The 25,823-nt window shown below is 37.2% G+C and carries 22 protein-coding genes; 5 read left to right on the top strand and 17 right to left on the bottom strand.

From position 1 onward, the window contains the following. Positions 1 to 327 precede the first annotated feature (327 nt). Entirely contained in the window at positions 328 to 2,937 is a 2,610-nt protein-coding gene (locus FB551_RS05030; protein ID WP_142015614.1) for a TonB-dependent receptor, read from the top strand. A gap of 110 nt (positions 2,938 to 3,047) precedes the next feature. Here FB551_RS05030 and FB551_RS05025 read toward each other — a convergent pair whose 3' ends face one another. After that, positions 3,048 to 3,629 (bottom strand): YdeI/OmpD-associated family protein, encoded by a 582-nt coding sequence (locus tag FB551_RS05025; RefSeq protein WP_142015611.1) that lies wholly within the window; start codon positions 3,627 to 3,629, stop codon positions 3,048 to 3,050. A gap of 172 nt (positions 3,630 to 3,801) precedes the next feature. Between FB551_RS05025 and FB551_RS05020 the strand changes: the two genes are divergently transcribed. After that, on the top strand, positions 3,802 to 4,428 hold the full coding sequence (locus FB551_RS05020; protein ID WP_142015608.1) for a hypothetical protein: 627 nt from the start codon (positions 3,802 to 3,804) through the stop codon (positions 4,426 to 4,428). A gap of 50 nt (positions 4,429 to 4,478) precedes the next feature. Here FB551_RS05020 and FB551_RS05015 read toward each other — a convergent pair whose 3' ends face one another. The 6 genes from FB551_RS05015 to FB551_RS04990 form a co-directional block, all read right to left on the bottom strand. After that, positions 4,479 to 5,351 (bottom strand): hypothetical protein, encoded by an 873-nt coding sequence (locus tag FB551_RS05015; RefSeq protein WP_142015605.1) that lies wholly within the window; start codon positions 5,349 to 5,351, stop codon positions 4,479 to 4,481. A 102-nt stretch (positions 5,352 to 5,453) separates the two neighbouring features. Further along, complete coding sequence (locus tag FB551_RS05010) at positions 5,454 to 6,044, bottom strand: hypothetical protein (protein ID WP_142015603.1); 591 nt, start codon at positions 6,042 to 6,044, stop codon at positions 5,454 to 5,456. Between the two features lie 19 nt (positions 6,045 to 6,063). Continuing rightward, positions 6,064 to 7,680, bottom strand: a complete 1,617-nt coding sequence (locus tag FB551_RS05005) for a polymorphic toxin-type HINT domain-containing protein (protein WP_142015600.1) — start codon at positions 7,678 to 7,680, stop codon at positions 6,064 to 6,066. Between the two features lie 16 nt (positions 7,681 to 7,696). Beyond that, on the bottom strand, positions 7,697 to 9,829 hold the full coding sequence (locus FB551_RS05000) for a type VI secretion system Vgr family protein (protein ID WP_142015598.1): 2,133 nt from the start codon (positions 9,827 to 9,829) through the stop codon (positions 7,697 to 7,699). A gap of 441 nt (positions 9,830 to 10,270) precedes the next feature. Then, positions 10,271 to 10,750: a MarR family winged helix-turn-helix transcriptional regulator gene (locus FB551_RS04995; protein ID WP_142015595.1), complete on the bottom strand. Its 480-nt coding sequence runs from the start codon at positions 10,748 to 10,750 to the stop codon at positions 10,271 to 10,273. Further along, positions 10,747 to 11,241 carry a GNAT family N-acetyltransferase gene (locus tag FB551_RS04990; RefSeq protein ID WP_142015592.1) on the bottom strand — a complete coding sequence of 165 codons (495 nt, stop codon included), beginning with the start codon at positions 11,239 to 11,241 and terminating at the stop codon, positions 10,747 to 10,749. The genes FB551_RS04995 and FB551_RS04990 overlap by 4 nt, the downstream gene beginning before the upstream one ends. Before the next feature lie 165 nt (positions 11,242 to 11,406). On the opposite strand from FB551_RS04990, the gene FB551_RS04985 reads away from it, so the two are divergent. Next, entirely contained in the window at positions 11,407 to 12,387 is a 981-nt protein-coding gene (locus FB551_RS04985) for a BtrH N-terminal domain-containing protein (RefSeq protein WP_142015590.1), read from the top strand. A gap of 192 nt (positions 12,388 to 12,579) precedes the next feature. Continuing rightward, positions 12,580 to 13,470 (top strand): C1 family peptidase, encoded by an 891-nt coding sequence (locus FB551_RS04980; RefSeq protein WP_142015587.1) that lies wholly within the window; start codon positions 12,580 to 12,582, stop codon positions 13,468 to 13,470. Between the two features lie 169 nt (positions 13,471 to 13,639). Here the strand turns inward: FB551_RS04980 and FB551_RS04975 are convergent, their stop codons facing one another. The 8 genes from FB551_RS04975 to amaB form a co-directional block, all read right to left on the bottom strand. After that, complete coding sequence (locus tag FB551_RS04975) at positions 13,640 to 15,055, bottom strand: efflux transporter outer membrane subunit (RefSeq protein ID WP_052186970.1); 1,416 nt, start codon at positions 15,053 to 15,055, stop codon at positions 13,640 to 13,642. Positions 15,056 to 15,149: 94 nt separating this feature from the next. Then, positions 15,150 to 18,296, bottom strand: a complete 3,147-nt coding sequence (locus FB551_RS04970) for an efflux RND transporter permease subunit (RefSeq protein ID WP_142015585.1) — start codon at positions 18,294 to 18,296, stop codon at positions 15,150 to 15,152. After that, complete coding sequence (locus tag FB551_RS04965; protein ID WP_047431036.1) at positions 18,296 to 19,483, bottom strand: efflux RND transporter periplasmic adaptor subunit; 1,188 nt, start codon at positions 19,481 to 19,483, stop codon at positions 18,296 to 18,298. The genes FB551_RS04970 and FB551_RS04965 overlap by 1 nt, the downstream gene beginning before the upstream one ends. A gap of 1 nt (position 19,484) precedes the next feature. Then, positions 19,485 to 19,940, bottom strand: coding sequence for a hypothetical protein (locus tag FB551_RS04960; protein WP_034694378.1), 456 nt, complete (start codon positions 19,938 to 19,940; stop codon positions 19,485 to 19,487). A 116-nt stretch (positions 19,941 to 20,056) separates the two neighbouring features. Then, complete coding sequence (locus FB551_RS04955; protein WP_142015582.1) at positions 20,057 to 20,569, bottom strand: GNAT family N-acetyltransferase; 513 nt, start codon at positions 20,567 to 20,569, stop codon at positions 20,057 to 20,059. A 176-nt stretch (positions 20,570 to 20,745) separates the two neighbouring features. After that, positions 20,746 to 20,976, bottom strand: coding sequence for a DUF2007 domain-containing protein (locus FB551_RS04950; protein ID WP_034694374.1), 231 nt, complete (start codon positions 20,974 to 20,976; stop codon positions 20,746 to 20,748). Positions 20,977 to 21,037: 61 nt separating this feature from the next. After that, complete coding sequence (gene lat, locus FB551_RS04945) at positions 21,038 to 22,363, bottom strand: L-lysine 6-transaminase (RefSeq protein WP_047431041.1); 1,326 nt, start codon at positions 22,361 to 22,363, stop codon at positions 21,038 to 21,040. A gap of 113 nt (positions 22,364 to 22,476) precedes the next feature. Next, a complete protein-coding gene (gene amaB, locus FB551_RS04940; RefSeq protein WP_047431044.1) occupies positions 22,477 to 24,027 on the bottom strand; it encodes an L-piperidine-6-carboxylate dehydrogenase in 1,551 nt (516 codons plus the stop codon). 135 nt (positions 24,028 to 24,162) lie between these two features. Here amaB and FB551_RS23195 point away from each other — a divergent pair, with 135 nt between their 5' ends. Then, positions 24,163 to 24,312: an FAM210 family protein gene (locus tag FB551_RS23195; RefSeq protein WP_002979804.1), complete on the top strand. Its 150-nt coding sequence runs from the start codon at positions 24,163 to 24,165 to the stop codon at positions 24,310 to 24,312. A gap of 192 nt (positions 24,313 to 24,504) precedes the next feature. Here FB551_RS23195 and FB551_RS04935 read toward each other — a convergent pair whose 3' ends face one another. Beyond that, positions 24,505 to 24,693: a hypothetical protein gene (locus FB551_RS04935; RefSeq protein ID WP_047431047.1), complete on the bottom strand. Its 189-nt coding sequence runs from the start codon at positions 24,691 to 24,693 to the stop codon at positions 24,505 to 24,507. A gap of 81 nt (positions 24,694 to 24,774) precedes the next feature. Beyond that, on the bottom strand, positions 24,775 to 25,641 hold the full coding sequence (locus tag FB551_RS04930; RefSeq protein ID WP_047431050.1) for an SPFH domain-containing protein: 867 nt from the start codon (positions 25,639 to 25,641) through the stop codon (positions 24,775 to 24,777). Positions 25,642 to 25,823 lie beyond the last annotated feature (182 nt).

The following is a 25,823-nucleotide window of genomic DNA, read 5'->3' as shown; positions in this document are numbered from 1 at the left end:
ACAGTATAAAAATTATGACTCAAGTCACCTATGCTTTTTATTACTTAGTTATTATTACAGTATATTTTCCAACAATATTTAGTTTTATTTAAAAATATGGAGAACAGCATAATTATTTTTACCCATTAAAAACAAGCTGTATTTTTCATCATTTTATTTTATAACAAATTGTAAATGAAAGATATAAAATAATTAACATATTCAAAAAAGTGAGGAATAGAGCATGTTCCAAAAACTGAATAAAATCACATCGGTAAGATTTAATACTCAATTAAAAAATAATTATCCATCTTTGCAGCCTTAAATTTAAAAACGCTAGTTTATTTCATGAGCATTATTCTTAAAAAGCGACTAATTATAGCGCTTGTATTACCTACGGCCGCCTTGTATTACGGGCAGAGTACGAAGGATTCTTTAGAGAAATCCAAATCTATTGATGAGGTGATGTTGGTAGGTAGAAACCTTTCCCAGACAGCCAAAGAGAGAAAAACGCCTGTTGCAGTTTCCAACATAAAGGCAGCAGAAATTCAGGAGAAACTGGGAAACAGAGAATTTCCTGAAATTATGAAGTCTACTCCATCCGTTTACGTTACCAAAGTAGGTGGAGGATTCGGAGACAGCAGAATCAACATGAGAGGTTTTGACGGTGCCAACATTGCAGTAATCATCAACGGGCAGCCGGTGAATGACATGCAGGGAGGTACGGTGTATTGGTCCAACTGGACTGGTTTGGCTGATATTGCCAGCAATATTCAGATCCAGAGAGGTTTGGGAGCTTCCAAATTTGTTGTTCCTTCTGTAGGAGGAACCATCAATATTGTAACCAAAGCTACCGATTCTGAACAGAAAGCAATGATCAAAGGAGAAGTTGGAAATGATAACTACTCCAGAATTTCTGCTATGTATTCTTCAGGATTAAAAAACAAGTGGGGAACAACCGTATTGCTTTCCCGCTGGCAAGGTGACGGATACATCAACGGAACCAAAGGAGAAGGTTACTCATGGTTTTTCTCAACAGGATTTAAGCCTAATGAAAAACATGCGTTTAATTTAATTGCAACCGGAGCACCACAGGTACACGATACGAGAAGGTCTTCTGCAACCGGAGCGAATGTTGCCACTTTACAGCAATTTGAAACCTACGGAAGAAGATACAACCCTCAAACAGGAATGCTGAATGATTCTCAATTCAATTTAGCACCTAACTTCTATCATAAGCCTATTGCCTCTTTGAACTGGGACTGGGCAATGAATGATAACCTGAAGTTATCTACAGTGGTTTACGGTTCATGGGGACGCGGCGGCGGCGGTACTGGACTTAACGGTTCTATCAAAAACGCTGCAGGACAAACTATGAATTTCATGAACTATGGTGCAGGCGGAGACGGTACTATCAACTGGGACATGATTTATCGTTATAACAGAGGCGGTATGGTAACTGATTATAACGGAAATAGCTTCCAGAAATCAACTTTCACCGCTCCTGCAGGTTCTCCTGGTGATTACAACGGACAGTATGTTTCTACTCTGAACGGAACAAGCGGTATCGTAAGAAAGCAGAGTATCAATGCTCACGACTGGTATGGTGTAATCGCAGACCTTAATTACAAAAAAAATAACTGGACTTTCAACGGAGGTATCGATCTTAAAACATACAAAGGAGCTTTGTATGACATTGTAACCGATATGTTAGGATCTGATGCGTTATTTGTTCCTTCCACAGCCAATGCGCCAAAAGGATATTATATTAATCAAACCGTAAAACCGGAACCGCTTACCAAGCTTAAAGATGCTCAGAAAGTATCTATCCACAATGAAGGTCTTGTAAAATGGGCAGGTCTTTATGGAATGGTAGAATACAGCTCTGAGAAGCTGAGTGCTTCCGTTCAGGGATCTGTTTCCGAGCAATATTACAAGAGAAGAGATTATATGTTGTACACTCCTGGAAATCAGGAAACAAAATGGTATCACAAAACGGGTTATATTGTAAAAGGAGGTGCCAATTATAATATAGATGATCATCACAATGTATTTTTCAATACAGGGGTAATTTCAAGACAGCCCTTGTTCAATGCTTTATTCCCTTCAAACCAGAATATCTATAATGATGCAAAGAATGAAAGAATCTTCTCTGTAGAATTGGGATATGGTTTCAAATCACGTTATATAGATGTGAACATCAATGCATACAGAACGCAGTGGGATGACAGATTTATTTCAAGAACATTCAATGCTACGGCTGCAGATGTTGCAAAATTCTCCCAGTTAAGCCTTGGAAGTGCTTATTTCTACAATGCACTGAATGTAGGTCAGCTGCACCAGGGAATCGAGCTGGAAGCAAAGGCAAGACCTTTTGCTAACCTAAGGCTGAGAGGAATGGTATCAATGGGTAACTGGAAATATAAAGGAAATGCCAACTTCAACATCCTGGATGTTCAAACCAACCAGGAAATAGCAGGAGCTACAGGAACAATCAATATTAAAGATCTGAAGGTTGGAGATGCAGCCCAGACAACAGCAAGCATCGGAGCTGATTACAATATCACGAAAGCTTTCAGTATTGATGCCAACTGGGAATATTATGACAAGCTTTATGCTCAGTTCAACCCGATCAACTTCCTTACTGAAGCGGCAAGAGAAAAAGGAATTGTAAAATTGCCAAGCTATCATTTATTTGATGTAGGAGCTTCTTACAAATTCACACTTGATGCGAAAAAATCTTTAACATTGAGAGCAAATGTATACAACTTATTCAACAAATATTATATTTCTGAATTGAGCTCCAATATTTTTGCAGGTGATAAAATTGCCAATGGTCCGGATGCTGGAAAAACGTATCAGGAAGCTGGCAGAGTGTATCAGGGTGTTGCAGACGGTAATACAGGATTCCTAGGTTTTGGAAGAACCTGGTCTGTTGCGGCTACTTTGAGATTCTAAGATAATTTCATTTCAAGAATGAATCAATTGAATAGGCTGTTCCCAAAATGGGACAGCCTATTTTTATTTTAATCACAAGCGTAGAAAAACAATATTTCTTATTTTAGGATTTAAAAATTTTTTGGTTTTCTATTCTGAGCAGCCTTTATGGCTACTTCATCAATACGTTTTTTTCTGGTTTCGGGTCTTTTGGCAAGCACAATCCATTGGAGCAGCATTTTTCTTATGGATTTGCTTAAACTTAGAAAATAGGTTTCGGAACCTTCATGCTGTTTAAATGCTTTATTAAGATCTTCTGGAATGGTAAGATCTTCCACGCTATCCAAAATATTCCAGGAACCATTCTCTTTGGCAATTCGGATGGTTTCAAATCCTGCTGTTGTCATCAGATTATTTTCTATCAGCTTCTGAACCTTATCTTTATTAATTTTTGACCAGGTACTCTTCGGCTTCCGTCTGCTGAATAACTGCATAAATGAACCTTCATCAATAGTCTTCCTTGTACTGTCGATCCAGCCGAAACAAAGGGCTTCATCTACCAGCTCGGTCCAATGAACAATGGGTAAATTTGATTTTCTGGTATTGCAAATAAGCCATACAGACTGTTCTATATGATGATTCTCTTCAAGCCATTGCCGCCATTCTGCCTTTGTCCTGACATGAAAGGTCTGTTTCTCTGTAATTTTACCCATAGCTTTTTCTTTTATTGATGTAAAATTAACATACTTTAGTGACAATAGTTTGTCAGTATTAAATTTCTATTTCTTAATTATCACATTCCATAATATAGGGCTATTGTAAAGAAATAAATCATAAATTAGACAAGCTAAGTCATTAAAAAGGTTTTACTTTTTTTAGTTGGATATGGACAGAGAAACTATAAATTATATTATCAGATATTTTGGGAAATTAATGACCAGGGACGAAGCGTTAGCACTGAATCATCATATGTATACTTTGAAGAGTTCTGAAAGTGAGCATATAAGAAATGTAATGATAAAGCGGGGCTGGATAAATTCTGATCCTGAAGTCATAAAACTATTAGAACATGGATATGAAGTTTTTGAACAAAATGTTGTAACGCGGATAATTGCAGAAACTCCTGAGAAAGTTTTTTTCAATAATTGCCCGAAATGTAATAAACTTGCCCGTACTCCTTATGCAAAGCAGTGCAGACATTGTGGATACAGCTGGCATGATGTTACTGCTAAATTTAAGATTTCCAGTGCTTTTCAACTTACCAACAGGAGCTTTTATCTGCTTGGGGAAATTATAGAAGGGGAAATAAATCCAGGTCAATTGATGGATTTAACGATACTAGGACTTCATAAAAAAATTAAAATTAGATCTATTGAATTAGCTGATGGAATGGATAACGAAAAACCCTGGAACAGGATTGGCCTTGGGACTAACGACCTAACGGAAGACGAAAAACAGCATTTAAAACAAAAATCTTTTTTTAATCCTATTATCAATATTTTCCAATCATAGTGTATGAGTCTTGAAAGAATTGATTGTTAGTACTATTTGTTTAAAGCTAATTATTTGCTATGTAAATCCATATCAATGAAATAAGCCAGATGTTCATGCATTTTTTCTACAAAATAAAGTTCCGCGTTCAGGATCTTAGCTGTTGATTTTTCAAAATTGTATTTGGTTTTGATACTGAATTCAAACTCGTCAACAGAAAAATCTTCCTCCTTCTCATAAAGCTTTTTGATATGGCTTTTCATAAGCTCATCATGGTTGTTCAGTACAGAATGAAACTCTACAAAAAGGTTGTTGTTTTCTTCTTCAAGTTTTACCAGTTTCAACTGATAGTGATATTCTACACCATCAATCAGCCTGGAATGAATATTTGACAGACTGAATAGAAAACTGTAATATTCATTAGGAGGAAATATAAGGTTATAAACTTCCGGCAGTAAGAGAATGTATTGCAGATTCTTCTTTAATTCAACATCAAAGTTTTTCAATCCCTTTTCATAATTTGTAATCAACTTATTTTGATCCTTTTCCTCCGGGAAAGCACTCGCCAGCTTATTCTCTTTCCATTCTTCCCAACTTTTCCAGAGATCAGGTTTATTCTCAATAGAAAGAATTTTCCCACTAAGATTTCTTTTCAACTGAATATTGCGGGAAATATCTGCAAGAGCAAGACTTTGCAACAAAAAAGGCTTCATCAAAGTATCATCAGTATCACCCGTGATTTCCTGTAGTTTTATGGTGGTATTGATATTATGATCTCTCTTTTCCTGTTCAATAATAATATCTGATGAGGTTTTTAATGAGATTGGTTTATTCTCTTCACCCATAATAAAAGTATTCTCTACCTTCAGGGTGTATTCCTGCGAGAACTTTTCCAGTTGAAAAAGAGGAATATTTTCCCCGAATAAAAAATTTGAAATACTCATTTCATTACTATTGTATACTCTGAATGCCTTTATTGCTGAAAATGAATTTTATATATTTCATAATTCCAACTCCAGTTTCTGATTGATAGTCAGATCATTATTTTAAGCTGGTACTGATGGAAGCTGATTAAATAGGTTCTCGTAATCTAATAGTACTTCATAGTCTAAATAATCTTTAGGCGTATCAAACCAATGTTTAGATAAATCTGCAGTTCCAAATTGTTCAATGAGTACTGTTTTTTCATTTTCTTTTACAAATTCTTTCAAAAAAACATTGTCTTTTTTCTTATTTGAATAGAATAATAGTGTTTTTCCAAGATCACCATACCAGGAAATTTGTTTTAAAAAAATTTTATTGTTACTATATTCCTTAAAATCTCCTTTAATGATGTCACCTTTGGAAAAGACTATCATTAAATTATGCTTAAGTATATTGTTATCATAAAAATTTAATATTATACTCATAGAATCACTGGTAACCTGGCAATAAGGTTTTTCATCTTTATAATAGTTAATACTATATTCAAGTTCATTTTCAAAAGCATATCTGGCCCACTCATCAGGGGTATATTTTAGAAACTTCTTTGGAACATTCTGGCTAAACTCTGTAGATAAATGAACTTCTAATGTAGTTTGTTCATCCATTATCTTTTCCATAAGTCCATTATACTTCGAAAATTCTGTTTTATACATTTTTATAATAAATTTTTAATTAAATTAATCCAGAAATATTATCCACTATTTCTACTCCTTTTTTTCTTGCATGCTCAATAACTTCTTTACTTAAGTTACCAACTTTTTCAACATGTAATATTACTTTACCTCCAGCTGAATTTATTACTTGGCCTGTCTGTGTCATAGGTTTACCATTATATTTTGCTGCATCATCAATATAACTTTTGATTGTTTTATCTGAAATTTGACTTAGATCACTAGCTTTACGTTCAATAATTTTAAAAGTTCCGTCAGCATTTTCAATTAATCCATCTATTTTTCCAACTTTCCCTTTCTTTAATAAAACTTCAACTTCATGAGAATATTTAAAACCTTTTTCTAATGCTTGTTTTCTTAATTCGCTATTCCATACTAAATTAAAAAAATATCCACGTCTAACTTTCTGAAACCATTTCTGAGATTCCAGAATCATTTGGGACAAGCATCTGCCAGAATTATGAACCAGTAAAGCCAGCAGGCCTACAAAATAGGTATGAAAATGAGCTACCGTAAAGTTATAAACTTTTTTAGGTTCATAGCTATATTCTATCCTTTCAATGATAACTTTCGTATCATTTTTCGTTAGAATTTTTTCGCCTATTTCTAATTCTGAAGCATCTTTCCAGCCTTCCACAGTATAAAAAGGATGTATCGCAGTTGTTTCAATCACTTCAGCTTCGGTATAAATACTAATAGTATGGTCACTTTCATTGACGATAAGATCAATTACCGGCTGAAGGGCTACGGTATCCGTATCTTCATCATAAGCCCACACCTGATCTCCGATGTGGACATCTTCAATATTTTTAATTCCGTGTTCAGTATGCACAGGTGTTCCGGCTGGAAAACAGGCAAAAACACAGGTCTTAAGCAATTTTTTGGCTACATCATCCACACTTTTCTTTAAAGCTTCTTTGCTCAGCTTTTTTAGTGCCGCTTTTCCCATCTGTTGCAGAGCTTCTTTAGATATGGCTTTTGCCCCTGCTTTTATAGCTCCTTTTACTCCTGCTTTTGCTCCCTGCATGGCTACCGTTCCGGTTCCGAAAGAAACTACACCTACGGCTATAGAAGCGACATCCCAGATTAAAAATCCGGCATTCATAAGGCCACCGCCTACATCTCCGGTTTGTATATCATTGATGAGGTCACGACCGCTTCCCCAAACCGGGATCATACCTTCTACAAAACCTGCCTCACCTACACTATCGCCATGTCCACTATCGTCAAGTTCACGCTGTGCCTGGTCCTGCATATCTTTTACCTCCTTGGCCGCATCATCCGGAAGTGGAACCTGTCCACTGGTCATAAACTCTATCTTCCCGCCTATAGGACATTGACAGGTACTTTTCCCTATCAAAGAACGGATCCCGTTAATTTTTACCTGCCAGGTATCCTGCCATGTCATAGGAACAGTAGTTGGTGTACAAGGTCCTCCACTGATCTTACACACTTTAAAGGAAGGGATATTAATAAGAGGAGTAGCATCCTGATTGGTCGCTACAAGACAGCCATGGATTTTCACCTTCGTATTGAACGTAGGTTTAAAGAAATCCGGAGCTGCCCCCTGGTCACACATCATCAGGGCATTGAGGGTTATGTATTCTAACTCATCCATGATTTTGGTTTTAGAATTACATAATATTGGTATCTCCTGAAGACATCACAGCGCTTGGTCCGCCGGTAATAGTAAGTGGCGAATCTGTGCTGATATCCATAGGACCGCCTTTACTTGATAATCCCAGAGCTCCGGTAAGTGCCGTGATATCAATTATTCCTTTTCCTGCTGAAGCCATAATACCTTCTTCGGATATGGTGATAGAATTATCTCCTACCTGTAGGGTAATACTTGTTTTTCCGTCAAGGGTAATATTTCCGCCTGCATCCATTTTCAGCAATGATTGTGGCGGAGCATCTTTTTTACCTCCCACATTGATGACATTGGAACTTCCTGCATTCACAGTATGGTTGCTATTTGCATTGGTAGTTGCGTTTCCGGTTCCGTCAAAATTCATATTGGCACCGCCCTGATCTTTAAGATTCATAGATCCGGCTCCATTGTCATATTTTAATTCTGCGCCGCTTCGTCCACTGAAACTCATAACATTATTTCCAGTGCCACCACCAGCTCCAATTCCACCATGATACATTCCACCCATCACAAAAGGACGATCGGGGTGAAGATGTACAAAATTGATAATGACCTGATCTCCCACTTCAGGAATAGACATAAATCCTCTGTTCTTACCTACCTTCTCACTGCTTCCGGCATCAGGAGACATTACACGGATAAATTCTGTGGTGTCCTGGCCGGTTTGCCAGTCAAGCTGAACCTGCACGCGGCCTTGATTTTCAGGATCGGTATTGGAAACTACTTTTCCAAACTGGGGTTCCGCCACCGGAACTGTAAATTCTGGTCTTGGAATAAATCCGGTATCAGAAGCGATGGCCTGGAAAGATCCATTATAGTATCCGCGGGCATCCACTTGATGGGTTACCTCTATAAGCATTAATTTAGTAAAATAAGAGGTTTCGTTAGTATCCGTTTTACGCATCTGGATATCCGCAATACATCCCGGATAAAGAAAAGGAACGGTTGTATTACCGGAAGTTACAAAAACTTCTGAAGCTTTACTTCCTGCAGTTCCCTTTTGAGAAGCATCAATATCCATAAAAGATGATGCTTTGATAGGAGCTACTCTTAAAGATGGGGTTTGAAAAGTTTTTTCTGAAATTTCATAAGCCCTCTTCGCAATATCTGAGGTATGTGTTATTTTTGAGCTTCCGCCTTTAAATTTTTCGTTTTTACTACTGTTATATCCATAAAATGAAGGATTCACATGTTGAGCTTTCATTTTAATTTTAACATCCGTCAGATTACTGCCATAGGTTAACAACACAGGCTTTTCCTGTGGTGGCAATTGTCCGAAATGTAAAACTTCTCCATCATAGAAAAATTGTTCTCCATAAGCTTCAGCAATTCTAGCCAGGTAGTTATAATGCGTTTCTCCGTATTGAGAGCTGTAAGATACATTGCCATGGCGGGCATCTATTCTAAAGTCAAATTTCCCCTGCCCTAATCCTTCTTTAATCACTTCATTGGCAATACTGTTCAAGCTAATGGGTTGTGCTCCACCGAAGCTTTGAATATGTGGGGCAGCATCTAACAAAATTGTTGGGCTGAAACCTGACAGCACAAGATTACCCAGGCTTCCTTGTTCCTGGCTGAATCCAACTTCCGTGATAACTCCTATAAAATTCCGCTCAGCTCCGCCTTCCACATCTTTATATTTGAAAACCACCGTAATCCTTTTTCCCAGGAAATTCTGTATTTCTTCAAGATTATGGTTTTCTGCACTTCCTAACGTATCATGAGCAAGAATAAGCTCAAACTCGTGATGTTTAGTAGCACTTTGAGTAAGGCTAAAATGTTTGAAATACTTTATAGATTTACCTTCCACATGGATATCAAGCTTTACTACCCGGTTGATTCCTACGATGGCACTCTCCGGAATACTGTCAGCATTGAATATTTTAGAAGTAGGCTGTTTGACCCAAAGTTTATCTTTACTTATGGATGGTTCATTGGGCAGTAAAGGCTGGTTTAGGAATTGCTTTCCTGTATTCACCATATTGACTGCATTGTTCACTTTTGAAGCAGCTTTCTTTACTTCTTTAACTTTTTTATTGTCTTTGATTTTGCTTACAAAATCTGTCTTGTCTGAATCTATTTCCGGTTTGGGAAGATTATTCTGTTCCTTAAACATGACATCTTTTTTTTGGTGTATGACTTAATTGAATAAGGTGAGACCCTTCGGTTCAAGGAATCAATCTACAAGCATGTAACGGTCTCTTGAACAAGCTTTTCAATGATTGACCTGAGATGGATACAGTGGGAATTTTCAGAAAAAAAATTCCGCTTTAGATACTTAGTAACACTGTAAAAAGTGGTTGATTTCGATATTTTTTCATAAGTTTTTTAGTGATTTTGGTATTGCAATATATAACCTTAAATATTCACTGCAAAATGAATTATCGATTATTTGGAAAATTGTCGTAGTTCTACGACAATGAGTTTTCAATAAAGCTTTTTCACATCTTGAACAAAAAGACCTATTATGATTAGATGATCAATGAGAAGGAATTATTTTTTTTATTTTTTATACATTATTATTTACTAACATAAGTAGAAGAAAACGCTCCGATATTTACTTGGAATTTTTACGTTGCAGCGCCCTCTGATAAAAAGACTGACTTGCAATTTTCTCTTCTGCTTCATCAATTGCAGCCAGCAGATTGTTTTTATTGTCGGCGATATCGCCTAAAATCTGAGCCATCAGCTCCCAAACGGGTTTCATTTGATCAATGAGTTCCTGCCCTTTTGAAGTGAGCTTAAAAAGTCTTTTGCGTTCGTCCAGCTTGTCTTTTTCCCATTGGATCAACTCCAGTTTTTCAAGTTCTTTGAGTAGAGTTATCGTAGATGGATGGGTATATCCTATCTCATTGGCTATTTCGACAACACTTGCTATTTCTTTTTTATAAATGGTGAAAATAACCGGAAACCATTTCAGTTCAAAATCAATTCCGAATGCTTTGTAAATAAGCGCTCCATCTTTCCTCAACTGTTCACTGAGACGGTGCAGCCTTGTGGATATGGCAAGAATTCCTGCTTCGTTGATTACATTCATAGTTGGTCAATATTTAAATGGTAAAAAACATCATCAGCTCTCATTAAAGGAAATTTTACAGGAAGATCGTTTTTTTCAATCTTTATAAAATGATTTCTTTCATAGAAACGCTGTGCTGCTTTCAGTACTGTTATGGTTCCCAAATATAAATCATCGATCCTGTTTTCTCGGCAGAAAGAAATTAAAACTTCCAGTAATTCCTGTGCAATATTCAGTTCTTTTCCTCTGAACTCCTTTTTAACAAACATTTTCCTGATTGCTCCTGCCCTTTCGTCAAATTTAACCAACGCTATAGAACCTACCAGTTCGCCATCTACAAAAGCACCCCAAAAGTTACCTCCTGCTTTTTTGTAAAAACTTTCTATATGAAGAAGATCAGGCTGGTCTTCTATGGTAATCGGAATGTTAAACTCTTTCTGCTGAATCGTCAAAATCAGATCAATGGCATGCTCTGAGTAGGAATTCCCTATGGATTGTATCTCTAATTTCATAGTGTCTGTATTTTAAAGTACAAAACTACGTAGTTGAATACATATATACAAATCCATTCTGCTTTTTTAAAAAAATTTAACACAGAAAATTCAAAAACGGAATTTCGGTATGTAGCTATATTTATGTAATTTCCTTTTCAGAAAAAAAGAATAACCCACACCAAAATGAAAATAGAAAACCTGAGACCTTTTAACGGACAGCACTGCGAAACGACCACTACCGGAACATTATTACAGCAAATCGGAATTGAACTTTCCGAACCTATGCTTTTCGGATTGGGGGAAGGTTTAAGCTTTATCTATTGGAATATGAAAACAATGGATTTCCCTTTCATCGGAGGAAGAATAAAACCTGATTTCCTGACTCAGAATATAGCAAAAAATCTAAATCTTGAATTAACCGTAAAAGAAACTTCATCACAACAAAAGGCCTGGGAGCAAGTAAAAGAACTTCTGGATAGCGGACAGGCAGTCGGATTAAAAATGGATTGCTATCATCTTGAATATTTCTCAAATCCTTTTCATTTTGCCGGACATTATGCTGCCATTTACGGCTATGATGATGAAAATGCTTACCTCGCAGACACCAGACAACAAGGCAGTCAGGTACAAACCTCTTTAAAAAGTCTGGCAATGGCCCGTGCTGAAAAGGGCCCTATGGCTTCCAAAAATCTGTATTATACCCTCAGGAAAACCAATAGAAAATATGATCTGGAAAAAGCTATAATCACCGCAATCAAAAGTAATACTGCCGAATATCTGAACCCGCCTATTACAAATGTTTCTTATAAGGGAATCCTGAAAACCAGTACTGAAATTGTCAAATGGTACAATATGAGCAAAGACATTGAAACTGAATTTAAACAAGCCGCTTTGTTAATGGAAAAAGCAGGAACAGGTGGCGCATTGTTCAGGAATTTATACCGTGATTTTTTAAAAGAAAGTTATGAACTGCTTCGGCTTGATCCGTTAAAAGCAGGTTATGAAGCCTTCAGAGAGATTGCTGAGCTCTGGACAAATGTGTCTCAGCTGTTTGAAAAAGTGAGCCAGACAAAAGATATTCAATATATTCATCTGGCTACGGATATTTTAAAAGAGATATCAGATAAAGAGAAAAGAACTATGGAAATATTGACAACTTTATAGCTGAAAAAGAAACGAATATTCCTGTTATAATAAATTCACAAAATAATTAATAATATTAACACCCATCAACAAATCGATAAATAAAAACAAACAAACACATAAAAAAAGCTAAAAAAGTAGTTAATTCATAAAATATATTACAATTGTGTAAAAATAATTTATATTTTTATGTAATAAATTTTAAATAATACAATGATGAAAAATCTAAAATTAATTGCTATTGTATTAGGGATGCTATCTTTGTCTTCATGTAACAGAAATGAAGAAGAACAAAATACTAAGCAACCTAACAAGGAAAACCAGGCAATGCGTTCCTTAGGAGCAATCCTTGTAGATGACAAAACCTACAGTTCATTTGCTAAAGCTGATATAGATGCATTAACAATGAAATTTAAGGGCAAGTCTGCAGAAACACTTATAGCTTCTATTCCGTCAAGTTATACTATACCCAACACTCCTCCAATAGTAAATCAGGGACAGGAAGGTTCATGCGTTGCATTTGCTACAGCTTATGCCGCTGCAAGTATTCTGGAATATAATTTTAAAGGGATAACGAACCCAAGAAGCCCTGAGTACGTATATAATCAGATAAAAGTAAATGGCTGCCCTAATGGAACTTATGCATCCAGTGGGTTAAATTTAATAAAAGATCAGGGAGTTTGCAGCTGGGATGAAATGCCATATACAGATGTAGAGTGCTCTACGCAACCCAATGAAACTCAAAAAAGTGCAGCAAGTACTCATAAATTTACAACCTGGGCTACTGTAGATAAAAGCAATATCAGTAATGTAAAGACACTTTTAAGTATGAATTTGCCAATAATTATTACAGTGATGGTAGATGGAAGTTTTGATAGTTTAAGCGCGGCAAACAATTGGATATGGAAAAGTCATTCTGGTGCTGTAAGAGGAGGACATGCCATTTGCGTAGTGGGTTATGACGATGCTAAACAAGCTTTTAAAGTACAAAATTCCTGGGGTACTACCTGGGGAAACAATGGATTTTTCTGGATAGATTATGCATTTTTTGCCAAGACCAGAAAAGGAGCTATAAATGAATCTTATGTAGCATACGTTCAATAAAAAAAGTTATAAAGATAAATTGCGGCCGGAATAATTGCGGCCGTTTTTTTATCTCTTTACACTATCAAAATCTTATTTTTGTAATATTATTTAACTTGTGATCTTTGTCAATAAAAAACGTATGCCATTGCTGACATACGTTTTTATAATATTACATTAAAGAATACGGTTATTTCCAGCCTCCGCCTAAAGCCTGATAAAGCTCTACGGCTGCTTTCATTTTACTGTATCTTGCATTGGAAATGTTAAGCTCTGCATTCAATGAATTCACACTTGCATTCAATACTTCAAGATAGTTGGCCATCCCATAGTTCACCAATTCCTGAGAATAGTCAACCGATTTTTTGTAGGCATCCAGCTCATGTTGTTTTAATTCAATAAATGAATCCTGAACAGAGAAAACTCTGATGGCATCTGAAACTTCTTTTCCGGCAGTCAGAACTGTTTTTCTGAAGTTTAAATAAGCCGTTTCTTTATTGGCAAGACTTACATCATAGTTGGTCTGGATCTGTCTCTTATTTAAAATTGGCTGAGCCAATCCCGCCACTACATTCGCAAATAAAGAGTTCACACTAAACAGGTGATCAATATCTACGGACTGTATTCCTCCACTTCCTGTCAATTTTAACGTGGGATAAAACTGAGCTTTGGCTGCATTGGTTAACTCAAAAGCATTCATTAAATTAAATTCTGCTCTCATGACATCCGGACGGTTGGCCAGAAGCTGAGTCGGGTACCCGAGTTTTAAATCAATTGGAAGTTTTTGCCCTTCCAATGTAGATCTTTCGATAGAATGAGAAGGCTCTCCCATCAAAAGACTCATGGTATTTTCAAGCAACTGGATCTGGGTATCAATATCAATCAGTAATGATTTGGCATTGAAAACAAGAGCCTCACTTTGCTGTACTGCCACTTCAGTAACTGTTCCGGAAGTTTTTAAAGCCTTAGTCGCTTCAAGATTTTTCTCTCTTACCGCAATTGTTTCTGTAATAATTTTCTTCTGTGCATCAAATGTCAACAACTGATAATACGCAGAAGCAATGGAAGACACCAAACTGCTTTTTACGGCTTTATGTGCTGCAACAGTTCCTAAATAAGTAGCGAGCTGTGCTTTCTCCTGTGCCTTTAATTTGCCCCAGATATCAGCTTCCCACCCGATGCTTGCCGTAATGTCAAACTGGTTCACATAACGTCTTGATCCGATGATCTGTCCAAACTGTGTATTGATAGACTGTGTCTGAAATGTATAGTTGGGCCCTATGGAAAGAGTCGGCTGATAGGCTGCCTTGCTTTGTTTAAGATACGCTTCTGCAGAATTAATACTTTCTAAAGCAATTCTGATATCAAGATTGTTCTCCAGTGCCTTAGAAATATGCCCCTGCAATATCGGATCAGTGAATATCTCTTTCCATGAAATATCTGCAATATTGGTACTGTCCGAAGGAAGCATGTCTGTACGAAAAAGCTTTTCGTCCACAACATTCTTCGGTCTTTCATATTCTTTTCTTGCCATACAGGATGAGATGGCCCCGAGTATGAAAACTGAAAAAGTGATTCCTTTTATGATGTTTAATAAACTCTTCATTATAAAAAATTAGAAATTAGATGTTAGAGGCCGGAAGTTAGATGTGGTTTAGACTAATTTCTAAAGATCTAACTTCTGACTTCTCTAATTAATTTTATTCTGCTAAATTGATATCTTCTTTTTTGATAGGTTTAATTTTTTCCTGCAGTGTTTCAAAAATCACATACAGAACCGGAATTACAAATAATCCCAAAACGGTCCCTATCAATAGTCCGATGGCCGCACCCGTAGCGATAGACCTGTTCCCTACTGCTCCGATTCCACTTGCCAGAACTAACGGCAATAAACCGAAAATAAAGGCGAATGAGGTCATCAGAATAGGTCTTACCCTGGCTTTCGCTGCATTAATAGCTGACATTACAATGGTTTCTCCATGATGCCTTCTCTGAACAGCGAATTCAACAATAAGAATTGCATTTTTCGCCAATAGTCCCACGAGCATGATCAGGGCAATCTGGAAGTAAATATTATTTTCCAGCCCCATGATCTTCTGACCGAAATAAGCTCCCATTACCCCAAGAGGAAGAGAAATAATAACGATCAGCGGAAGGATATAGCTTTCATACTGTGCAGAAAGGATAAAGTAAACAAAGATCAAACTCAGTCCGAAAATCAAAAGCGTTTGAGATCCAGAATTTAATTCTTCTCTGGTTAACCCTGTAAATTCTACGGCATAGTTTTGATTCAGGGTTTCATCAGCTACCTGCTGTACTGCGGCAATTGCATCCCCGGAACTGTATCCGTCAGAGTTCGCTCCCGTTACCTTCACTGAAGTAAAGAGGTTGTAACGGCTTACAGATTGTGGTCCGTATGCTTTTGTCAAGGTTACAAACTGTGAAATCGGAGTCATGATCCCTGATCCTGTTCTGACATAAAGCTGATTCAGATTTTCAATATTCTTTCTGTTCTCAGGAAGAGCCTGAACCATCACTCTGAACTGCTTTCCATACTTGGTAAAGTCGGCAGTATAAATACCTCCGATATACCCCTGCATCGTGGACAGGATGTCATTAACAGAAACCCCAAGCTGTTTGCTCAAAGGAACATTAATTTCCATCTGATACTGAGGATATTTGGTATTGAATGAAGTCTGTGCAAACTGAATTTCAGGTCTCTGCATCAGTTTACCGATGAATTCATTGGTTTTATCATCCAGATCAGCGTATTCTCCACCTGACTTATCAAGCAATACCATTTCAAAACCTGCACTGTTACCGAATCCCGGTACACTTGGCGGCTGGAAGAATACTACTTTAGCATCAGGAACAGATCCTACAATTCCAAATAATTTTTTGGTGATATCTTCAGAAGTCTGTCCGTCTTTTTTTCTTTCTTCAAATGGTTTCAGTTTCACAAAGGCAAGACCGTTGTTACTACCGTTTCCGGACAAGAATCCTCTACCTGTTGAAATCGTTACGTTCTGTACGCCCGGAACTTTCAATGCCTTAGCCTGAAGTGTTTTCAAAGCGTTGTAAGTTCTTTCCATGGAAGCTCCCGGAGGAAGCTGTACATCGGTAAAGATAATCCCTCTGTCTTCTGTAGGTACAAACCCTTTCTTCATACTGCTGCTTGCCCAGAATAAGATTCCTCCGGTAACAGCAAAAATGATTAAGGTAACCCATTTATGTCTTAATAAGAATACAAATCCTCTTCCGTAACGCTCAGTAGTTGTTTTAAAAGCAATATTAAACTTGTAGAAAAACTTCTGCAGCAGATTTAAATTTTTATACTCTTTATGATGCGCTTCGTGAGGTTTTAAGAATAATGAACATAAAACCGGACTCAGCGTTAATGCATTAATCGCAGAAATGATGATGGCTATAATCAGCGTAATACCAAACTGCTGGTAGAATACCCCTGTAGGACCTGTAATGAACGTCACCGGAATAAATACCGCTGCCATTACCAGAGTAATCGAGATAATAGCACCTGTAATCTCATCCATTGCCTCTACTGTTGCTTTTTTAGCATCGGAAATACCATGCTCCATCTTGGCATGAACGGCCTCGACGACGACGATGGCATCATCCACTACAATACCAATTGCCAGTACCAATGCAAATAAGGTTAAGAGGTTTAATGAATATCCAAAGAGATTCAGGAAGAAGAATGCCCCTACAATAGATACCGGAACCGCAATGGCCGGGATCAGCGTAGATCTGAAGTCCTGAAGGAAAATATATACTACAATAAATACCAGAATAAAGGCTTCGATCAGGGTATGTACTACCTTTTCAATGGAAGCTTCAAGGAATTCGTTGGTATCAAAGTTAAAAGTATATTTTACGCCCTTTGGAAACGTTCCCTCTGCTGATTTCAGGTAGGCTTTGATATTTTTAATAATTTCCTGTGCGTTGGATCCCGGAGTCTGGAAGATCCCCATACTGATGGAAGGATTGTTTCCGTTCTCCCCGATTCCCGTATAAGACTGGCCTGCCAGTTCTACTTTAGCCACGTCTTTCAGCATCAGGTTTTGCCCGTTCGCAAGAGATTTGATGATGATATTATCGTACTGTTCTTTATCGTTGAATTTACCTACGTATTTGATGATATATTCAAAAGAACTTCCGCTGTTCTGCCCGATAGAACCTGCTGCAGCTTCTCTACTCTGCTCGTTGATTGCATTGGTAACATCGGTAGGAGTTACGCTGTAGGCAGCCATTTTTGCGGGATCCAGCCAGATTCTCATCGAGTAGTTTTTACCTCCGAAAACGTTGGCATCCCCTACACCATTTACCCTTTTAAGGTTAGGAATAATGTTGATATTCAAAAAGTTCTGAAGATATACATCATCCAGGTCTTTATTTTCAGAATAGAAAGACATATACATCAGGGCACTGGTCTGCTGCTTCTGGGTTACCACCCCTGAACGGGTTACTTCAGACGGCAAAAGAGGTGTCGCTCTGGCCACACGGTTCTGTACGTTTACCGCTGCAATATCCGGGTCAATTCCTTGTTTGAAGAAAACCTGGATTTGGGCAGAACCGTCGTTTCCGGCACTGGAAGTGATATAATCCATACCTTCCACCCCGTTGATCTGTTCTTCCAAAGGTACTACCACACTTTTCATCACCGTCTCAGCATTGGCTCCCGTATAGTTTGCGGAAACACTCACCGTAGGTGGTGCAATATCCGGATACTGTGTAACCGGTAACGAGATCAGTCCCAACACACCGAGAATCACAATCAAAATTGAGATTACGGTAGATAAAACCGGTCTGTTAATAAAGTTTTTTATCATTAGAATTTCGGTTTTATTGATTGAACTAGACTATCCATTTTAATTGGCTTCGGTTTCACGGCTGTTCCCGGTTTCAGACCGCCGATACCAGCTGCAATAACTGTTTCACCTTTATTAACTCCAGATTTGATAAGAGCCATATTGTCGATTCTGTCGATAACATTCACAACAACGTTTCTTGCAGTATCACCTTTTTCTACTTTGTATACGTAAACGATACCTTGCTGCTCATAAGTAGCACTTTCAGGTACAACAAGAACATTATCATAATGCTGAGGGAATCTGATGGTTCCACTGTTACCATTACTTAATAATTTCTGAGCATTTGAAAAAGCAACTCTGAACTGGATAGTCCCTGTTGTAGGATCAATTTGCCCCGTAATGGCTTCAATTCTCCCTTTTTCAGGATAAAGACTTCCATTGGCTAACTGAAGTTCAACCATGGGTAAGTTTTTGATTTTCTCAGGCATAGAAGCTCCCGGTGACTTTTCAAGGAAATCGAAATATTCTTTTTCATTCATTGCAAAGTAAGCGTAGATTTCAGAAGTGTCAGAAATTGTTGTCAGAGGGGTCTGATCAGACGGTCCTACCAAGCTTCCCACTTTTAAAGGCAATCTTCCGATTACCCCTGAAATAGGAGCACGAATGATAGAATATTCAATATTGGCTTCCACCCCTTTATAATTGGCTTCTGCCTGTCTTTTGGCAGCATTGGCCTGCTGTAACTGTGCCTGAGCCTGAGCCAACTGAGCCTGGGCAGTCTGTAGCTGTACGTTACTGATGATATTTTTCTGAACCAGAGGCTTTAATTTGTTTACTTCAACCTGAGCTGCATTTACAGAAGCCTGAGCCGCTGCAACACTTGATGCCGCAGCACCAATTCCTGCTTTGGAAGCAGCTGCATTTTCGTTCAGTATATTGGTTTCCAGACGGAACAAAGGCTGCCCTTTGGTAACATATTGTCCTTCATCTACCAATACCTGGGTAATATATCCCTGTATTTTTGCACGTACATCATTGTTTACCCTACCCTGGATGGTAGCCGGAAACGTCTGATAACCCACTATATTTTTTGACTCCACGGAAACAACAGGATACGGCTTGGCGCCATCCTGTTTCGGAGCTTCTTTTTTGCAGGCAGTCAGTGAAAACGCTGCAATGGAAAGTATAACTAGCTTATTATTCATTTTATAGTTTATTAAGAGATTCCTGAATATTTTCTATGTTTTTATTTAAGAGTGCTTTGTAAACTTCTATTCTTTCGTTGTATCCATCGTCTTTACTTTTTTTAAAATTGTTTAAATCATCTAATAGTCTTAATTCGTCCTGCATTTTTTGGACAATTTTCTCGAATCGTATTTTTTTGTATTCATCATTGATGAAAAAATATCGTTTCCGCTCATCCATTTTGTTGTGGTCTACGATAAGCTGAGCATTAAGCAGTAATGAAATACTGGTAGAAACGGAGCTTTTGCTCGCGGAGAGCACTTCGACAAACTCGTCAAAAGTAATTCCTACTTTCTCATAGTCAAAAAGAAGGTAGGAATAAATTTTTGATGCTAAAGGGGGTAAGCTAAACACGGTGCCATAGAATTTTACGGCATCCTGAAAAATTTTTTCATCAATTTCTATACTTTGGTGCATAATATAAAAATTTGAACAAAAGTAGAAATTAGTTCAGAACTAAACGAACAAACCTGATAGAGTTTATAAATACAGGCCGTTTTAAAAATTCAATGAAAGTTGATTTAACTTTTTGCCTAAATTATAATCTTCTCAAAAGCTTTTCTCATGCCGTCTCTTAAAAGAACCTCTCCGCAATAGGAATACCCTCTGCCTTCAAGGATTTTCAGCATAGCAATATTATCATGATTGGTATCTACTTTAATACTCTGAATTCCATGGGATTTGGTAAATTCTTCAATCTGATCAAAAAGTTTTTTTACCATACCCTGCCCTGCAAATTTTTCATCTACAGCCACTCTGTGAACCACAACAAATTCCCCATCACTTAACCAAGCTCCTTCAATGGTGCTGTAGGCGGGTTCATCATTCAGAATAAGGGCTGCATATACTGCAATTTCGCTATCTACGGTCATAACGTGACCAAATCCTTTCGCAATATCGCTTTCCACTGTCCCGAGATTAGGGTATCCGTTCTGCCATTGGGTACTTCCGTCCTGTCGTCTTCTTTCTATAGATTGCTGAATAATTTCCCAAATAATGTTTCTGTCTTCAATTTCCGCTTGTCTTAGTTTAATCTCTGGATTCATGTTGTAAAATTTGATTAAAAGACTGAATGATTTAAGAAGTAAAAATCAGAATAGCTGCTGTTTGTTCAATCTTTGAAGCATTCATCTTTTAATGGTTTATAATTAATCAAAAAACCGAAAATTAATTAAAATTAATTTTCGGTTCGAAGTAGTAAAATTTAAAATTATGAAATTGTTTATTGATTTTCACTTTGTTGAAGGTAAGCATCAATAATTTCAAATGCTTTTTTTTCTTCTTCCAGATCTACCATTACCTTCAACGAGGTTGCTGTGGGTGTAGTGGTAAACGTAAGATAGTTATTTTCAACGGTATTTGCAATTTGCGCGTCATCCAATTTAGACTTAACCAACTGAATTTCTGAAGGGTTATCACTTACATAAACTGATACTCTCGTACTTCTTTCCATATTCTAATTGTTTGAGTATCTAAATATACAATGTTTTTTTTAAAATTACAAATCCCGGGTTTTAAATTTTATTAATATTGTTTTCAATTTTATCTAAAGCAAGTTGAATTTCTTCTTTAGTAACATTCAAATGAGGTCTGAAACGAAGAGACTGATCTCCACATGGAAGAATGATCAATCCATCATTGAAAAGCTCATTCATCAGGTGGTTTCTCTGCTCAGCAGTAGGAAGATCAACGGCACACATTAAACCTCTTCCTCTTGCATTTGAAATCTTTTCAGGATATTTTTCAGCAAGAGTTTTTAGGCTTTCCAGTAAGAAATCTCCCACTACTCTTGCATTCTCTACTAGGTTTTCTTTTTCGATCACTTCCATCACTAACTGGAAACGAAGCATATCAATAAAGTTTCCTCCAAAAGTAGAGTTGATTCTTGAGCTTTCTCTGAAAACATTGTTCGGAACCTGATCAAACTTTTCTTTATTGGCCAGTACACCGCAAACCTGGGCTTTTTTCCCGAAAGAAATGATATCCGGTTTTGCTGTAAAATGCTGGAATGCCCACATTTTCCCGGTAATGGCAATTCCTGTCTGAACTTCATCAAAAATAAGTAAGATTTCGTTGTCATCACAGATTCTTCTTAATCCTAATAAGAATTCGTCTCTGAAATGATTGTCACCCCCTTCTGCCTGAATAGGTTCAATGATGATACAAGCCACTTTATCAGGGTGCATCAAAATTGCCTCTTCAATCTGAAGTAAAGCAAGATTTTCGTTTTTGATTGTTTCTTCAAGGTTCTCCTCTGTAATCGGGAATTTTAATTTTGGATTTAAAATTCTCGGCCAGTTAAACATTGGGAAATACTGATACTTTCTTGGGTCAGAAGTATTGGTTAAGCTCAAAGTATAACCGCTTCTTCCGTGGAAAGCCTGTTTGAAGTGGATACAGATTCCAGCTTCAGTATCTAATCCTTTTTCAAAATTTTTGCGGGTTTTCCAGTCGAAGCATGCCTTCATTGCATTTTCCACTCCCATCGTTCCGCCTTCGATAAAGAAAGCATATTGTAATTCTTCAGGGATAACCACTCTTTCAAATACTTCAAGGAAATGAGCGTATTCTTCTGAGTAAACATCAGCTAAAGTAGGTTTATTTACAGCCATTCTTCCCAACCATTCTGATCTTTCTAAGAGATAAGGGTGATTGTATCCGATAGATGCTGATGCAAACATAGAGAACATATCCAGGTATTCTCTGTCTGTCAATTTATCATAAAGCCATGATCCGTGTGATTTTTCAATATCCATCACAAAATCGAAACCGTCTGCCAACACATGTTTTCCTACTGTTTCTTTTACTTTATTTGCTTTTATATCTAATGTGTGTTCCATAATAAATTTGTAGTGTGATTTAATAAGTGATTGGTTAAATGATCCAAAGAATACAACATTTAACCATTCAGGTTATTAAGTTTTATGTTTTTTGAGTGCTTTAAGTAAAGCTTTTATAAATCAAATTTAATCCCTTGTGCCAAAGGAAGTTGTGCGGTGTAATTGATAGTATTGGTTTGTCTTCTCATATAGTATTTCCAGGCGTCTGATCCTGATTCTCTTCCTCCTCCGGTTTCTTTTTCACCACCAAAAGCTCCACCTATTTCAGCACCGGAAGTTCCGATATTGACGTTGGCAATACCACAGTCTGAACCAGCATGAGAAAGGAACAATTCTGCCTCTCTTAAATTCTGGGTCATGATCGCAGAAGATAATCCCTGAGGAACATCATTCTGAATGGCGATCGCTTCTTCTAATGTTTTATACTTGATAAGGTATAAAATCGGAGCAAAAGTTTCGTGCTGAACAATCTCATAAGAGTTTTTCACTTCTGCAACGCAAGGCTTCACATAACATCCGGATTCGTAATCTTTTCCGGTTAACACTCCACCTTCAACAACGAATTTACCACCTTCCTTTTTACATTTCTTGATGGCTTCTTCATATTGGTTTACTGCATCAGTATCAATCAGAGGACCTACGTGATTATTTTCATCCAATGGATTTCCGATTTTCAGCTGCCCGTAAGCTTTTGTTAATCTTGTTTTCACTTCATTGTATACGCTTTCGTGGATAATCAGTCTTCTTGTCGAAGTACATCTTTGACCAGCAGTTCCAACGGCTCCGAAAACAGCTCCGATAATCGACATGTCGATATCTGCTTCTTTTGTAATGATAATAGCATTGTTTCCACCCAATTCAAGGATAGATTTCCCGAATCTTTCCGCTACTTTAGAAGAAACCATTCTTCCTACTCTTGTAGATCCTGTGAAAGAAACAAGGGCAACTCTTTTATCATCTACTAATTTCTGACCGATTTCGTGGTCTGATACCAATACACTTGAAACTCCTTCAGGAAGATTGTTTTCCTTCAGAACTTCCATCATGATATTCTGGCATGCAATCGCACAAAGCGGTGTTTTTTCAGATGGCTTCCAGATGGTAACGTTACCACAGATCCAAGCCAAAGCTGTATTCCAGGACCAAACGGCTACCGGGAAGTTGAATGCAGTAATGATTCCTACAACTCCCAGCGGATGGTATTGCTCATACATTCTGTGCCCAGGTCTTTCCGAGTGCATGGTGTACCCCTGAAGCTGTCTTGAAAGCCCTACAGCGAAGTCGCAGATGTCAATCATTTCCTGGACTTCACCAAGACCTTCCTGTAATGATTTACCCATTTCGTAAGAAACAAGTTTACCAAGATCATCTTTATATTCTCTTAATTTTAAGCCCAGCTGTCTTACCATCTCTCCTCTTTTGGGAGCTGGAATCAGCCTGAATTCCTGAAACGCCTTTTGAGCAGTTTCAATTACTTTGTCATAATCACTTTCTCCGGAAGTTTTTACTTTAGCGATCAACTTTCCATCCACAGGAGAAATGCTTTCAATCACCTTTCCTGAAGCGAAATATTTCCCGCCTGTTGAGGTACCTTTGTTCTCTTCTTTAATACCTAAGTTTTTCAGCGTTTTTTCTATTCCGAAATCCTTTACTTTTTTTGACATAAAATCTTACTTTTCGTTCTCTCTAAAGATAAAAATATTATGTGAACCTCAAAACTTTAATTTTTAATAGGCTTTTTATTTGGACTAATTATAAACATGCTTATCTTTGCAGGGTAATCTTTTTGATAATCACCAATGGAAAATTCACAAGAAAATAACTCAAAGCTTAAGAAGTGGTTCAAGCGTGTGGGATGGGCAGGACTTGCTTTCTTTACCATTAAAGGCTTGATTTGGCTCGTCATATTCTACGTTGGAGCAGATAGTCTTCAGAGTTGTATACAATAAAAAAGCAGAGAAATTTTTCTCTGCTTTCTTTTTGGTATAAGGTTAATTGAATTGTTATTTATTTATTAAAAAGCTAAATAAAGAATCCTTTTTTATATTTTCTGTAATTTTAAAAAGAGAGGAAGTTCTATCTTTTGACAGCCATGTTCCCTGAAAAAAGTATTTATACTCCTCAACTCAGCTTTTTTTTAACTACTCTTTCTTCTTTCTCCCTGCGTTCACCAGACTTTGATGCAACAGGTATTCTATCTGTCCGTTCACACTTCTGAAGTCATCATTGGCCCACTTTTCAAGGAGTTTATAAGTAGACTCATCTATCCTTATCACAAAAGATTTTTTGCTTTTGTTTTCCGAAGAGTTCTGAGCTTTTTCTGATTTCATTTTCTAAATTCTCTAACATTATTCTGACTATTGTAGTGTAGAAAATATCTGCATTACAATCTACTTGTTAATTTTTCACTTTTAATTATAAAGTGTTCCCGCATTTAATACCGGTGTTGCAGCTTTTTCTCCGCAAAGAACCACCATTAAATTGCTTACCATTGCTGCTTTTCTTTCATCATCAAGCTCAACAATATTCTCTTCTGAAAGCTTTTTCAATGCAAGGTCTACCATTCCTACAGCTCCTTCCACAATCTTGGTTCTTGCTGCTACAATAGCCGTTGCCTGCTGTCTCTGAAGCATAGCTCCTGCAATTTCCGAAGCATAAGCCAAATGCGAAATTCTGGCCTCCTGAATCACAATTCCAGCCTTTGAAAGACGGTCTGTAAGTTCCTGTTCCAAAATAGAATTGATTTTATCTCCACCTTCTCTCAAAGTAATCGGAGCATGATCATCCTCTAAATTATCATAAGGAAAGCTCATTGCCAAATGACGTACAGCTGCTTCACTCTGCATTTTCACGAAATCAGAATAACGCTCTACATCAAAGGCCGCTTTGTAAGTATCTCCAACCTTCCATACGATTACGACTGCAATTTCAATTGGATTTCCCATTTTATCATTTACTTTCAAAGTCTGTCCCTGTAAATTTTCAGAACGTAAAGAAATTTTTTGCGATGAATACAAAGGATTGATGAAGAATAATCCATTCTCTTTTACACTTCCCACATATTTTCCAAAGAAGTTTAATACTCTCGAATGATTCGGTTGAATAATCATTAAGCCTTTTAAGAAAAAGCACGAAAGCAGAAAGCAAAGCATGGCGATAACAACATAGGCTATACTTTGATCTACTCCGGTAACAAAGAAATAGACTGCCGCCACAAACAAGGCCAGGCAAATGACCAGTGTAAGATAACCCGACATGGGTTTTAATGTTTTTTCCATAATTGAATTTTAATTTGATATTATTTTGATATCATAAAGATAGTAATTGATTTTGAATTACAAATGATAAATTTTGTTTTTTTTGAATGAGGTGCAGGTTTCGAGGTACGAGGTGCGGGTATTTTAACTAACGCGAGGTTCGCGATGTTAATTTATTGCGATACATCATATTTTTGTTCGCA

The sequence above is a fragment of the Chryseobacterium aquifrigidense genome (genome assembly GCF_006716485.1).
In the GTDB taxonomy this organism is placed as follows: domain Bacteria; phylum Bacteroidota; class Bacteroidia; order Flavobacteriales; family Weeksellaceae; genus Chryseobacterium; species Chryseobacterium vietnamense.
The sequence above is the reverse complement of the archived record's forward strand: the minus strand, read 5'-3'. Positions and strand labels throughout refer to the sequence as shown.